Genomic DNA, 13,846 nt, shown 5'->3' on the forward strand with positions numbered 1-13,846 from the left:
GAGGGTTCAAGCGGCGGAATTCACGCAACAAAAATGCCATGCTTTATAACTTAGCACGGCATTATTTTTAGTATTATTAGCGAACATGCTAATGCAGCCTTGAAACTACTTCTTAGGATTATAGCATCGTAGCTAGACAGCAACGTCGCTGAACTTTTTAGGCATTATACTTTTCTAACCAAGCAAACATCAACAGAGCGGGAGCCCCTATACTCCTTGCTCTGTTTTTTTGCTTTTTAAGCGGTAAACATGCTCTGGCAGTGGCCAGTGCGAAACAGCTGCTGCTGGATCATAAAGGTACTCGCTTTTGTCGGGAGCGACGTACCGTCGGTAAACTGGATTAATGTGCCGTCATCCGAAGTAACAAACTGTCCGGGTTGCACATGGTTATAAAAAATCCATATGTTTTCCGGATCGCGCAGCGATGAAATCGGAAACGCATAAATACCTTCTGATGGATTCACCGGAACTGGCAGCTTTTTTCGGATATGTAAGTAATGCTTTACCGCTTCGCTACGTCCTTCGAAAGAAGATCCTCCCCGTAAGCATCCTCGTTTAATAATAGCGGTGGGCGTACACGAAGCTGGAATACGGGCCCCATCCTTTTCCCATATAATACTTTTTGCCTCTCCTTCAAAATTTGGCACAATCGCCATCGTATTTTCGTTTACCTCATACTCATCTAGTATTATTGTCTTCTGCATATTTAAACACCTCTGTTCAATTATTTTCCCAACTGCTCTGATCCATAAATAAGTATACGAATGCTATGTGAAAATAACTAGTACTTTTTGCATAATATAACTAAAAGAATATTTTTAAGAAATTTATAGAAAAAGCTAAAGCTTTCTTTTAAGCAGACGATATTATGTTTAGCGAGAAAGTTTATGAAAAAAGAGGCCTCTTACATGATTAACATGATCGCGCTGTTTTACAAGGATGTAAAATACATTATTTCATGGAGGAAATAAAATGATCATTAATCATAACTTAGGTGCAATGAATGCTCATCGTCAATTAGGTGCCAACCAAAACAACATGAGTGATTCTATGGAGAAGCTCTCATCCGGTCTTCGGATTAACCGGGCTGGGGATGATGCAGCTGGTCTTGCAATCAGTGAAAAAATGCGCGGGCAAATCCGTGGTTTGGAACAAGCGAACCGTAATGCACAAGACGGTGTATCTATGATTCAAACTGCGGAAGGTGCTTTGAATGAAACGCATGATATTCTGCAACGGATGCGTGAGTTGGCAACCCAGGCAGCAAACGACACAAATACGGAAACAGATCGAAATGAAATCCAGAAAGAAGTAAACTCCTTAACGTCCGAAATTAACCGTATTGGTAATACCACAGAATTTAACACACAAAAACTTCTTAATGGTGAAAAAGATTCTTCTACGACTGGATCAGCAGCTAGTTTAACATTCGATTTAGCTGATATGGATGGTGGAGATGTAGAAGTATTAGGCCAAACAGTGGCCTTTGATACTGACGAAGATACTACTGCTACAGCTATTAAAACAGCTATCGATGGCGATACAGATTTGAGTGCGAAATACGATGTTTCGGTTACAAATAGCGAAGTTACGATCACAAACAAAACAAACGAAGCCGATGCTGAGTTATCAGCTGACCTTTCGGGAGCTACGAATGTCGCAGACGATACGACAACCAAGACCGATGGAGCTGAAGACGGAGCTGAAATTAAATATCAAATTGGAGCGAACCAAAATCAAAGCCTTTCTTTAAATATTTCTGATATGAGAGCTGCAGCCCTAGATATTACTACCACAGGTACTGATGAAAAATTAGGTGTAACAAACGGTACGAATAGTACTGTTACAGAACAAGCACTCGATCTTTCTACGCACGATAAAGCTTCAGAAGCTATTACTAAAATCCAGTCAGCAATTGATACAGTCTCCGCTGAACGTTCTCAACTGGGTGCAAACCAAAATCGTTTAGAGCATACGATCAATAACCTAGGAACTTCGGCAGAGAACTTGCAGTCCGCTGAATCTCGAATCCGTGATGTAGACATGGCGAAAGAAATGATGAATATGACTAAAAATAATATCCTTTCCCAGGCTTCCCAGTCGATGCTCGCCCAGGCGAATCAGCAGCCACAATCTGTATTGCAGCTTTTACAATAAAATTTAATATAATATTGCTAATCCCTTGTCTATCAATGACAAGGGATTTTTGTGGTTAGAAAATAAATATTTTTATTAAACATGTGATATCAACTGTCGATATTAGGTGTGTAAGAGACAAAAAATAGTCTTTTACATTCACAAGGATGTGGATAGATTTTAAATTCAAGGAGGAAAAACATGATTATTAACAACAACATTGGAGCAATGAACGCCCATCGCCAAATGGGGGCCAATCAGGAAGCTCAAGGGAATTCCATGGAGAAACTCTCCTCAGGCTTACGAATTAACCGTGCAGGAGATGACGCTGCAGGACTTGCAATTAGCGAGAAAATGCGTGGGCAAATCCGAGGTTTGGAACAGGCAGATCGAAATGCTCAGGACGGCGTTTCCATGATTCAAACAGCTGAGGGAGCTCTGAATGAATCGCATAGTATTTTACAGCGTATGCGAGAACTTTCTGTACAGTCTGCAAATGATACAAACACAGAATCAGATCGCCAGGAACTACAAAAAGAATTTGATCAATTAGGAGAAGAAATTGATCGGATTTCGGGTCAAACTGAATTCAATACTCAAAAATTATTATCTGGTGGAGAAAAATCTGTTATTACTGATACTGCCTCAGCTCAAGAAGGAGAACTAAGCGTAGAGTCGGGAATAATGCCAGGGGATGTCAATTTAGAACAAACGAACACATATGCGTCTGATGACACTCTTGAGAGTGTAGAATTTACAATCGATGACGGGAATGGTTCTAAATCTGTTTCGATTGATGCAGCCGATGTAGGGGGAACCGATGACGGAGCCGCTGTTGAACTGAATGGGGTTTCTTATAGAATCGACGCTAGTGGTGTGGATACCAGCGATGGGACTGAAGGAGAAACGGATGTAGGTAACGATGATTTTTCTGAAGACAGTAAAACAGGTATTCAGGACGCCTCTTTCACTTTTCAGATAGGCGCTAACGATGATCAAAATATTGAATTGTCAATTAACAAAATGTCTACAGATTCTTTAGGGGCAAATGGAAATGAAATTAGTGAACTTGTATCTGATGAAGGAGAAACTAATGGGGCTTTAACAAGCCAAGAAAGTGCTAATAAAGCGATTGAAAGTTTAGATGCAGCTATTCAACAAGTGTCTGCAGAACGTTCTCAATTGGGTGCAAGCCAAAATCGCTTAGAGCACACTATTAACAATCTTGGCACATCAGCTGAAAACCTTCAGTCTGCAGAGTCTCGTATTCGTGACGTAGATATGGCGAAAGAAATGATGGACAACACAAAAAATAACATTCTTTCCCAGGCTTCCCAATCTATGCTTGCGCAGGCTAACCAACAACCACAGCAAGTGCTTCAATTGCTACAATAAAACTTATTTTTATCGGAGAGGTTCTAGTGTTAAAGCTGGAGCCTCTTTTTACATAATCGTTTAATTTTTATACGTAAAAAGTATTGATCAAATGTAAGGGCAAGTTTATGTAGAGCAAATACAGAACTGCTAGCAGAGAGTTTTTTAGATTTTGATGGTTCTTTTCCTATTGATAAGTAAGTCATTGGTGTCTTTCTATTGGGGGCTAAACAAAACTATTGAATTAGAATTAAAAACTTTTTTATAAAAAGGTTGTGATTAGGGTGTTTGAGGTACTTATTTTTATTGTACTAGCAGGGGCAGGGGGGTATTGCGTCTGGAGGTACTGGCGGGAAAAGAGGTATTCTAACAATATTGCAGCTATTCTGCCAGCTGAATCACAATTGCGAATGGAAATCCCGATAAATAATGTGAACAATAAACAGATAAACCAATCGTCTATACCGAAGTTCATCCACGGATGGAAAGAGGCAGCAGGAATAGGAGTCGTTGGTTCTGCTCCGTCTATGTATTATTTTTCACAGATTGATCCGACGGTTATGGATGCTTTGGATTTCGCTTTTGCAGAAGATTTATCAAACTTTAATACGCTAGTGGATCATATCGACGATAAATACTTTGATGTGTTAAATACGTCGGGGGCAGAGGGATGGATGACGAGGTTTGAAGGATACGTCATGGAAATGCATTCAGTAGATGTGCTGGAAAATATGGGGTACGAGGTGGAATTGCCAGAGACAGCAAACCAGGAAGGCTGGGATGTGCTTCTGGATGGTGAACCTTGGCAAATAAAAGGTGGCCAGTCTCCTGAAGTGATTGCCGAACATTTCGAAAAGTACCCCGATATTCCTGTGATCACCAATGCTGATTTAGGGGCTCATTATGAAGGGTATGACAATGTGATGGTACTGGATGATGTTTCTGCTGAAACAATACAAGAAATAGCGGGGGAGAGCTTGAATGCTGTGAACCAGCTTGATTCTACAATGGGAGCGGGCATCCCGGTAGTGAGTCTAATTATCTCGACTTACCGGGAAGTGAAACTTCATAACCAGAATAAAACGGACTTGGGAGCATCTGTGAAAAATGTAGGGCTTGATGTTGCAGGCGTTGGTGTTGGCGGTTTCGCCGGAGCGCTAATAGGGGCGTTTATAGGTGGTTTTGGAGGTTCTTTTGGCTTTATGGTTGGAGGACTTATCGGAGGTATAGTTGGTGCTGTTGTTGGGAAATCAGGGTCGAACGCTGTGAAGGAAATCGCTATGAAAGAGGCGTTTCATGACTATGAATGTAAAGTTAACAAAGCTCAGTATTTGTTGGCTCGAGAACAGGAAAAGGCCCAGTCAACTCTAAAGGAAATGGTTGCCGGGGTAAATCAAGATTTGAACCAGGCAAATGAAAAGCTTCAGGAAGTATATAAGCAAAAATTTGAGCATCAAAAAATTCACGTTGTAGAAAAACAGCGCTTATTCCTGGAAGAAGTCCCTACTGTTTTAAGATCCATTAAACAGGAGCTTTATGAAATAGAAAGAAAATTGGATGAAGAATATGAAAGACCGTCTTTTCTAAAGAGGATGATTTGTCCGAGCTATGAAGACGTAGCTTACAGGAAAACAAAATTATGGTTTAAAGAACGTTATAGGATTCTGGATAGAGCGCTGACAAAGTTTTCAGAGGAAAAATGGAAGCAAGACATGCAGGGGACATATGCTGAAGCTATTGAATTTTTTAAGTATTATGAGGTGAATTCACAAAACTTAGAAAAAATCCTGGAGAGTACTATTCAAGAAGCAGAGAAAGCAGATAGTAACCGGGACAAAATGAAGAAAGACTTCTACCTTCATGTATTACAAGCAGAAGAGACAATCAGGCAGAAAGCAAAACAGTCATTTGAGACATTAGCTGAAAAAGCTGTAATAGAAAAACAGCGAATCAGTAAAGCTTACGATAACTATATGTACGAGCGGGGGAAACTAGGGCGTTAATAATTATAAATTTATGTTTGTAAACTTATTATATGAGATTTGTAGATTTACGACGATAGAATATTAAATAAAATTCAGAAAGCAGGTATCCCATGGAAAACTATCTAGATGTCATGAAACAAAACCTGGGCATTACCGAAACAATGTTAGAAGGTTTGATCTATGTTCAAAAACAACTCAGCAAAAGAAGTTATCCCGAAGCGGTTCAGCTTATGGAAGATATAATTCTTAGCTTCACTGCGGTAGAACGATCATCACGATCGGTACTAAGAAATATCGAAAACACTGAGGTGGCAGAGAAATACTTCACCAACGTTTGCGCGAATTTAGATTTAGTCGTCACTCATTTAGAAAGCCGCTCCTACGCCAAACTTCAGGAAGTTTTCCAATTTACCTTAATTCCTAACATTAAGAAACTGCAACGTGAGCTGGAGCGGCACTTCCAGCCATACGTATTATCTTAAACACTACACTCCTGCGAATTTTTGCCGATACTATAAACAACTGAGGCACTTTCACCCAACATGAGCATACATCCAGAGGTTCCGGCGTCCCGGGGCCTTTTTTATACTTTTATGGAAGGGAGGTGATGGTATCGATGTCGGCAGTGTGTCAATCATAAGCAGTCAACTGCAGGCGCAGCAGCAGGCGAACATATCGCTCATGCGTCAGTCGATGGATACGGCGTCGAAGCAGAGTGCCGAGCTGTTCGATGACATGGCTGGCGGTAACCAGGCCGGGACGATGCAGAGCGTCGTTTCAGGTAAAGGCCAGTCGATCGACGTAAAGGGATAGGGATCATCCCAGGAGGAGGTAGGCGGGAGATGGATGTTTCTATTCGATCAGCCGGAGGCGAAGGAGCTTCGCCGAAGCGGGAGGCGGGTGTTGTAGACGCTTCAAAAGTAACGCCGAACGAATTGGTGGCAGCAGAAACCAATTCCGCACTTCACGTGACAAAGAAGGAAGTGGAAAAATCAGTCGAAACGTTGAGTGCGATTCTCGATCCGCATTTAACACGGTTGAAGTTTAACGTGCACGAAGACACGGAGCGGGTGTACGTGCAGGTAATCGACCGCGAGACAGAGGAGGTCGTGCGGGAAATTCCGCCCGAATCGCTTCTCGATTTTAATGCTTCAATCCTTCGCCAGGCCGGGCTGTTGGTAGACGAAAAATGGTAAGTGAAAAGCGTCTTTCTTCGGGAGGACGTTTTTTAGTGATAAAAGTTTTGATTCTTTAGTCATGATTTAGGTTTATGGAAAGGGGCGAAAAGGTAAGGAGTATTAGTTTGAATCTATTATATGGAGGGTGAGATTAAATGAGTAAAACAGCAGTCGTTACCGGATCGGGCCAGGGAATTGGGAAAGGTATTGCGACGCGTCTTGCGAAAGATGGATTCAACCTTGTGATCAGCGATATTGATAAAGAGAAAATGGAGGAAACGGTGCAGGCCATCAAAGACAGTGGCAATGAAGCCCTGGCTGTGGAAGCCAATGTAACGAGCAGGCAGGACATTAACGACCTAGTGAAAAAAGCCGTGGACCATTTCGGAAGCGTGGATGTGTTCGTAAATAATGCAGGCATTGACCACGTTGCTCCGCTATTAAAAGTAGAGGAAGAAGACATCGAGAAAATTTTCGCGGTGAATGTGAACGGCGTTATTTTTGGGATTCAGGCAGCGGCCGAACAGATGAAAAAACAAGGTGGCGGCAAAATTATTAACGCGTGCAGTATTGCCGGCCATAAAGGCTTTCCGATGCTCGGCATTTATTCAGCTACCAAGTTTGCGGTTAAAGGTTTAACGCAGGCCTCCGCGCAGGAACTGGCGCCGGACAACATTACCGTTAACGCCTACTGCCCTGGCGTGGTCGGAACGAGTATGTGGGAGCGCATCGATGCCCGGATGGTCGAAGAGATGGGGCTCGAAAAACCAGGCGATGCATTCGAGAAATTCACCGCCGGAATTGCTCTGGGACGCCCGCAGACACCAGAGGACGTAGCTAATTTTGTTTCGTACCTGGCTTCTCCGGACTCGGATTACATGACCGGCCAGGCCGTCCTGATCGACGGCGGAATTGTTTACAATTAATAGTATGCTTAAATCATCTGCGTCTATCCTTCAGGATAGGCGCTTTTTTATTCCTCTTCCCGATACTTCCGGAACTTCCGTACGGAACCAACACAAAGAAGCAGGGCAATAGCTGCCGCCAGACTTATCTTGCTGACCATACTCGGAGGCTCTCCGGTAGAAAGACCGTCAATACCGATCAGCATCGCAAACATCACAGCAAAATTACCAATAATACTCGTAATCAGATTCCAGTGCTCATCCACAAACATGCGGGAATACATATGAACCTCCTTTCCTTACTTTTCCATTTGTCATGTAGTTTTATACTAACATACGAGAAAAATATGCTACGATGACTGCAGTACTGAAAGGAGGAAGGCTGCATGAATACAAACGGAGTCCAGGCCGTCGATCGCGCTCTCCGTATTATTGACCTGCTCGCGGAAGCACCGGAGGGTTTGGGCGTGACAGAGCTTGCGAACCGCCTGGACGTTGCCAAAAGCACCGTGCACCGGCTGTTGGCATCGCTTCTACAGAAGGGCTATGTGAAGCAGGGAAACGAGCGCGACGTGTATACGCTCGGGTTCACTTTCATGGAAATGGGCGAGCGGGTGGCGGAATCCATCGATGTGCGAAAAGCGGCTGGAGAAATCATTCATGACCTCGCGAAGGCGACAAAAAGCACGGTGCACCTCGTGCAGCTTGAAGGCGCCCAGGTCGTCTATATTGACAAAGTGGAAACGTACGCGCGGTTGCGGCTGTTTTCCCGCGTCGGGCGCAAAGCGCCTCTCTACTGCACCGGCGTCGGCAAAGCGCTGCTTGCGTTTCAGCCCCGGCACGTGCAGAACAAGCTGGTGGACGAGCAGGAAATGATCCAGCACACACAGCATACGATTACGTCCAAAGAAGACATGATGACCGAACTAAAACAAATCGCGCAGGAAGGCGTGTCCTATGACCGGGAGGAGCACGAGCTTGGTGTTACCTGTGTAGCGGCTCCCATTTTTGATTTCCACCGGCGGGCAGTGGCGGCGGTGAGTGTAACGATGCCGCACATGAACGCAGAAACAATCGACTGGGAAAAAACCGTTCAGCAGGTGCGGCGGGCGGCGGCAGCCATATCGCAGGAGCTTGGCCATTAAAAGAACGCTTTCAATCTGTCGCGTGGTCTGCTACACTGTAAGCGACATTTCCCGCAGGAGATTTTCTTTTTATTCATAATACGGAACATTGTTCCTTAATAAGGAACAAAAGGAGGGCGACGGCTATGAGTATTATTCAGACGATTGAACAGGAGAAAATAGTGCCGATTATTCGCAGCAGCGACAAAACGCAGCTGCAGCAGGTGATTGAATCGTTATACGCCGGCGGGGCCCGGGTGCTCGAAGTAACGATGAACACGCCGGGTGCGCTTGCGGCGATTGAATGGGCGAAGGCTACCCACAGCGATCTGCACATTGGCGCGGGCACAGTGCTGGACGCCGAATCCGCGCGCACCGCCATTTTATCCGGCGCGGAATTTCTGCTCGCCCCGACGCTTGATGCAAAAACGATTGAAACAGGCAGCCGCTACGGCGTTCCGGTCATTCCGGGTGTACTGACACCGACCGAAATTCTGCAGGCGACCGAAGCCGGAGCGGAAATGGTGAAAATTTTCCCAATCCGCGCGTTCGGAGCCTCCTATTTGAAGGACGTGCACGGTCCGCTCCCGCACGTACGTGCGATGGCGGTCGGCGGCGTGTCGCTCGACAACATGCAGGACTACCTGCAGAACGGCTGGCATGCGGTCGGTCTTGGCAGCCAGGTGGTGGACCCGAAAGCGATTGAACGCGGAGACATGAAGCAGCTGACCCGCAACATGGAAAAAGCCCGCGGCATTCTCCGGGAGGGAGGCGGAAGCCAATGAACGTGATTGTCATTGACGGTGGTACCACCAACACGCGCATCCGGGTCGTGGATACGGAAACACTTGAGGTCAAAAAACGCGTGTCGCTCGACCAGGGCGTGCGCAACCAGGCGATGGAGCAGGACTTTTCGCTTCTTGAGCGGCTGATTGATAACGAGCTGGACACGCTGGCTGCCCACTTTACGTTCCGCGACGTGGTCGGCTATGGCATGCTGACGGCGAACATCGGCATGCGCGAGGTGCCCCACGCCCCGTCGCCGCTCACAATGGAGGAGCTCGCCGAGCGTACGGTGCACGAGCGCTACAATGCCCGGCGCTGGCACTGGATTACCGGCATGAAAAACGGTGAGGAGCCGGTCGATGTGATGCGCGGCGAAGAGGTCGAAGCGTTCGGCATGCTGCGTCATACGCCGGCTGAAGGCAGCGGCCTGATCATTCTGCCGGGCTCTCATACCAAATACATCCGGGTTGAAGACGGCTCGCGGCTGCTCAGCTGCACATCCACCCTGGCCGGCGAAACGCTCTCCGCGCTCCGGACATCCACGATTTTATCCGATTCGGTCGGGCCGAAGCTCGTGGAATCGCTCGAGCCGGAGGTGCTGATGGAGGGCTGGGACCTGGCGGAAACGGAAGGGTTCACGCGCGCGGCGTATTACGTGCGCCTGCGCCACCTGTTTGCTGATTACACCGAAAACGCACGGGCGAATCTGTTGCTCGGTGCAGTGCTGTACGAGGATATGAAAGCATTTGAACATGCCGCTGATGGTTCTGACTGGCTGTATCTTGGCGGCCACGGGGCGATGCAGGAGGCGTACCGGCATGTGCTCGAGCAAAAGCAGGAGCGCCCGATCTATGTCTTTACGAAACACGATCTTGAAAAAGCGTCGCTTCAGGGAGCCCTGCAGCTCGCCAATCTGGAACAAACGAAAGGGGAATCCCGATGAAAATCCGATCCTACGAACTATTTCAGGTGCCGCCGCGGTGGCTGTTTCTAAAAATTACGACTGACGAAGGCCTCGAAGGCTGGGGCGAGCCAATCGTGGAAGGCCGTGCTGCTTCGGTTAAGGCGGCCGTTGATGAACTGATGGAATACATGATCGGGGAAGATCCGATGCGGATTGAGGACCACTGGAACAAGCTGTACCGCTCCGGCTTCTACCGCGGCGGACCGATTCACATGAGCGCGCTCGCCGGCATTGACCAGGCGCTCTGGGATATTAAGGGCAAGTTCTACAACGCTCCGATTTATGACCTGATGGGCGGCGCCTGCCGGGACAATATCAACATCTACTCCTGGATCGGCGGAGACCGTCCAAGCGACGTCGGGGCAGCGGCGAAGGAAACTGTGGATTCCGGCTTCCGGGCAATTAAAATGAACGGCACGGAGGAAATGCAGTACATCGATACATTCGATAAGGTGGAAGAAGCGGTCGCCCGCGTAGCAGCCGTCCGGGAAGCCGTCGGTACAGGCGTCGGCATCGGCATCGACTTTCACGGACGCGTGCACCGGCCGATGGCGAAGGTGATCGCCAAGGAGCTGGAGCCGTACCATCCGATGTTTATCGAAGAGCCGGTGCTGACCGAAAACATGGAGGCGCTGCAGGAGCTGCGCCAGCATACGCACATTCCGATTGCGACCGGCGAGCGTATGTATTCGCGCTGGGAGTTTAAAAATATTCTGGCAAACGGATGGGTCGATATTATCCAGCCGGACCTATCGCACGCCGGCGGCATCACGGAAGGCAAAAAAATCGCGACGATGGCAGAAGCTTATGACGTCGCGCTGGCGCCCCACTGCCCACTCGGACCGATTGCGCTCGCATCCTGCCTGCAGGTGGACGCTACAAGCCACAACGCCTTCATCCAGGAGCAGAGCCTCGGCATTCACTACAACCAGAGCAACGACCTGCTCGACTACATTGAAGACAAAAGTGTATTTGCCTATGAGGACGGAGCGGTGAAAATGCCGCAGGGACCGGGCCTTGGCATCACGATCAATGAAGACTACGTGCGCGAGCGCGCCAAGGAAAGCCACAACTGGAAAAACCCGGTGTGGCGGCATAAAGACGGTACGATTGCCGAATGGTAACAAGAAATCCAGCATGCTCTCCCAAAAGAGCGTGCTGGATATTTTTATCCTCTGCGTAAAAAGTCGGTGATACAGGCAAGCAGGTGCGCCGGGGCGTCCTCCTGCACAAGATGGCCGGCATCTGGGATGGGCTCCAGACGGGAGGCCGGAATAGCTTTATGAAGCGTATGGGCGCGGTCGACCGGAATCCAGGCATCGTTTTCGCCCCACACAATCAAGGCCGGGACAGAAACGTCTCCGTACCGGGGTTCAATTTCATCCGTGTACTTTTGGTCGGCCTGGGCCATCTGCCGGTAAAAGGCGGGCTGTTTCTCCATGCCGAGCCACGGCGCTTTAATACCCGCAAGCGTTTCTGCCGTCATAGGCTTGTAGGCCGCGCCCTGGACGTAGGCCTCGACCATCGCTTCGTGGATAAAGTCCGGAATGCCCTGAAAGGCTTCCGTATGATTGGACACGTGGGTAAAAAACGATGAGCCCCACGGCGCCACAGCAACCGGATCGATCAGAATCATCCGTTGAAAGGAACGCCCGTTTAACAGATGGGCACGCAGCACGGTGGTGCCGCCAAAGTCATGGCCGATAATGATAGGGGCATCAAGGCTCCAGGCGTTCAGCAGCTCGTCCAGGATCTGGTTCTGCACGCCGAGCGAGACGTCCTGCCCGTTACGCTTTTCCGACTGGCCGTATCCAAGCAGATCATAGTAGTAGACGGTATATGAGCGTTCCAAAGCGGGAAGCAGGTGGCGCCAGTTAAACGACGACCACGGTGTGCCGTGGACGAGCACGAGCGGCGGCCCGCTGCCCTGCACATCATAGCGTACATTTCCATGCGTCGTACGGATTTTTTTTGTTAAGCTCCAGTGCTGCATGAAAGCTCACCCCTTTGAAGTTTTTAATGCTTTTCGGATGCCGAGTAAGCAAAGACCGGTTCCGGCACCGAGCCATACCATGGCAGCGAGAAATACGAAGCTGAGAGCAGTGATGGGGTTTGAAGCTTCCCACCAGCCGTAGGCAGCTGCACCGGCAGCAGACAGCAGCAGAAGCGCACAGACAATAGTGACGACAAGTCCTGGCCGCCTCCGTTTCCGGGCAAGCAGCCGGCTGAATACGACCAGAAGCGCAGCGGTTAAAAAGACAGCGCCCATCACGCCGTAATGCTGAAACCATTCCATGATCATACCTCCATAGCGTTTAGTTGCCGAGTGCCTTGTTCACAGCTTCAAGGGCGTGGACGCGGGTCGTATCGATCACCGGCAGATCCGTATCCTCCGGAGCGATCAGCATGCCGAGCTCCGTGCAGCCTAAAACGATACCCTCCGCCCCGTTTTCCCGCAGCTGCGTCATCACCTCGAGCATATAGCTTTTGGATACTGGGCGGATGATACCGTGGCAGAGCTCTTCAAAAATGATGCGGTTAATCTCCGTACGCGCCTCCGGGCCGGGAACTTTTACCCCGAGGCCGCCTTCCTGCAGGCCGCCGGTGTAAAACGTTTCCTCCATCGTGTATCTAGTGCCGAGCAGCCCGACACGGGTAAGGTTCTGCCGCCGGATATCACGAACGGCTGCTTCTGCAATGTGGAGAACCGGCACATTTATGTAATCTTCGATCGTTCCGATGACCTTGTGCATCGTGTTGGTGCAGAGCACAATAGAGTCGGCACCTCCCCGTTCAAGAGCTTTGGCCGCTTCTCCGAGCAGTTCCCCGGCTGCTTTCCAGCTGCCTGCGGCCTGCATTTGTTCAATCTCTTCAAAGTCGACGCTGTACAGGAGACACCGGGCCGAATGCAGGCGGCCGAGCCGGCGGTTTACCTCCTCATTAATCAGCTGATAGTACAGCGCGGAGGACTCCCAGCTCATGCCTCCGAGCAGTCCGATAGTTTGCATAGCCTTCACTCCTTTTCCAATGGTATCTTTCTGCCGTTACATGCTTAATATTACTATTTTTGTCATACTTAATTGGCGCACCATACAAACTGTGTTATGATTAAGGTATAAGTAAATAGCTTTAGTATAAAAATGGAAACTGAATTTTAGCTTAAGGCGGTTAGCATTATGGACAAAAGCGCCAGTCAATGCACTGCCAGTGAAACGATATTTTGGTGTATACGAATGATCATATACGATAAACCAAAGCCTGAAAAGCCCGCGTCTGTATTTCTGCGACCGGAGCTTGGAATAACAAGAAATACTTTTCAACACAGAGTGAGCGGAAATCTTCAGACAATCAGCGCTGATAGATAAGCTGCAGAGATCAACATATCTCTGTGGTT

At 48.2% G+C, this 13,846-nt stretch carries 16 protein-coding genes; 11 read left to right on the plus strand and 5 right to left on the minus strand.

Going from position 1 to position 13,846, the window contains the following annotated elements:
- Positions 1–236: 236 nt before the first annotated feature.
- Positions 237–704, minus strand: a complete 468-nt coding sequence (locus Q9M42_RS12735) for a competence protein ComK (protein ID WP_322526846.1) — start codon at positions 702–704, stop codon at positions 237–239.
- A gap of 268 nt (positions 705–972) precedes the next feature.
- On the opposite strand from Q9M42_RS12735, the gene Q9M42_RS12740 reads away from it, so the two are divergent.
- The 7 genes from Q9M42_RS12740 (at position 973) to Q9M42_RS12770 (ending at position 7,599) form a co-directional block, all read left to right on the plus strand.
- Positions 973–2,157, plus strand: coding sequence for a flagellin N-terminal helical domain-containing protein (locus Q9M42_RS12740; RefSeq protein ID WP_322526847.1), 1,185 nt, complete (start codon positions 973–975; stop codon positions 2,155–2,157).
- Positions 2,158–2,337: 180 nt separating this feature from the next.
- The gene (locus Q9M42_RS12745) at positions 2,338–3,531 is read left to right on the plus strand and encodes a flagellin N-terminal helical domain-containing protein (RefSeq protein WP_322526848.1); all 1,194 of its coding nucleotides are present in this window, start codon (positions 2,338–2,340) and stop codon (positions 3,529–3,531) included.
- A gap of 389 nt (positions 3,532–3,920) precedes the next feature.
- Positions 3,921–5,513, plus strand: a complete 1,593-nt coding sequence (locus Q9M42_RS12750; protein ID WP_322526849.1) for a hypothetical protein — start codon at positions 3,921–3,923, stop codon at positions 5,511–5,513.
- 92 nt (positions 5,514–5,605) lie between these two features.
- Positions 5,606–5,977: a hypothetical protein gene (locus tag Q9M42_RS12755; protein WP_322526850.1), complete on the plus strand. Its 372-nt coding sequence runs from the start codon at positions 5,606–5,608 to the stop codon at positions 5,975–5,977.
- A gap of 145 nt (positions 5,978–6,122) precedes the next feature.
- Entirely contained in the window at positions 6,123–6,308 is a 186-nt protein-coding gene (locus Q9M42_RS12760) for a putative motility protein (RefSeq protein ID WP_322526851.1), read from the plus strand.
- 29 nt (positions 6,309–6,337) lie between these two features.
- Entirely contained in the window at positions 6,338–6,691 is a 354-nt protein-coding gene (locus Q9M42_RS12765; protein WP_322526852.1) for a flagellar protein FlaG, read from the plus strand.
- 137 nt (positions 6,692–6,828) lie between these two features.
- The gene (locus Q9M42_RS12770) at positions 6,829–7,599 is read left to right on the plus strand and encodes an acetoin reductase (RefSeq protein WP_322526853.1); all 771 of its coding nucleotides are present in this window, start codon (positions 6,829–6,831) and stop codon (positions 7,597–7,599) included.
- A 47-nt stretch (positions 7,600–7,646) separates the two neighbouring features.
- Here the strand turns inward: Q9M42_RS12770 and Q9M42_RS12775 are convergent, their stop codons facing one another.
- Positions 7,647–7,862: a hypothetical protein gene (locus Q9M42_RS12775; protein ID WP_322526854.1), complete on the minus strand. Its 216-nt coding sequence runs from the start codon at positions 7,860–7,862 to the stop codon at positions 7,647–7,649.
- A gap of 102 nt (positions 7,863–7,964) precedes the next feature.
- Between Q9M42_RS12775 and Q9M42_RS12780 the strand changes: the two genes are divergently transcribed.
- From Q9M42_RS12780 to dgoD, 4 genes are all read left to right on the plus strand, one after another.
- The gene (locus tag Q9M42_RS12780; protein WP_322526855.1) at positions 7,965–8,723 is read left to right on the plus strand and encodes an IclR family transcriptional regulator; all 759 of its coding nucleotides are present in this window, start codon (positions 7,965–7,967) and stop codon (positions 8,721–8,723) included.
- Positions 8,724–8,848: 125 nt separating this feature from the next.
- Positions 8,849–9,487, plus strand: coding sequence for a bifunctional 4-hydroxy-2-oxoglutarate aldolase/2-dehydro-3-deoxy-phosphogluconate aldolase (locus Q9M42_RS12785; protein ID WP_322526856.1), 639 nt, complete (start codon positions 8,849–8,851; stop codon positions 9,485–9,487).
- Positions 9,484–10,431 carry a 2-dehydro-3-deoxygalactonokinase gene (locus Q9M42_RS12790; RefSeq protein ID WP_322526857.1) on the plus strand — a complete coding sequence of 316 codons (948 nt, stop codon included), beginning with the start codon at positions 9,484–9,486 and terminating at the stop codon, positions 10,429–10,431. Before Q9M42_RS12785 ends, Q9M42_RS12790 begins: the two co-directional genes overlap by 4 nt.
- Entirely contained in the window at positions 10,428–11,576 is a 1,149-nt protein-coding gene (dgoD, locus tag Q9M42_RS12795) for a galactonate dehydratase (RefSeq protein ID WP_322526858.1), read from the plus strand. Before Q9M42_RS12790 ends, dgoD begins: the two co-directional genes overlap by 4 nt.
- Before the next feature lie 44 nt (positions 11,577–11,620).
- Here dgoD and Q9M42_RS12800 read toward each other — a convergent pair whose 3' ends face one another.
- Genes Q9M42_RS12800 through Q9M42_RS12810 form a run of 3 tightly spaced genes read right to left on the minus strand, consistent with a single transcriptional unit; the run spans position 11,621 to position 13,460 of the window.
- On the minus strand, positions 11,621–12,445 hold the full coding sequence (locus tag Q9M42_RS12800) for an alpha/beta fold hydrolase (protein ID WP_322526859.1): 825 nt from the start codon (positions 12,443–12,445) through the stop codon (positions 11,621–11,623).
- Between the two features lie 6 nt (positions 12,446–12,451).
- Positions 12,452–12,748 (minus strand): hypothetical protein, encoded by a 297-nt coding sequence (locus tag Q9M42_RS12805; RefSeq protein WP_322526860.1) that lies wholly within the window; start codon positions 12,746–12,748, stop codon positions 12,452–12,454.
- A gap of 19 nt (positions 12,749–12,767) precedes the next feature.
- Entirely contained in the window at positions 12,768–13,460 is a 693-nt protein-coding gene (locus tag Q9M42_RS12810) for an aspartate/glutamate racemase family protein (RefSeq protein ID WP_322526861.1), read from the minus strand.
- Between the last annotated feature and the right edge of the window lie 386 nt (positions 13,461–13,846).

The organism is Marinococcus luteus (assembly GCF_034497705.1).
GTDB lineage: Bacteria > Bacillota > Bacilli > Bacillales > Marinococcaceae > Marinococcus > Marinococcus luteus_A.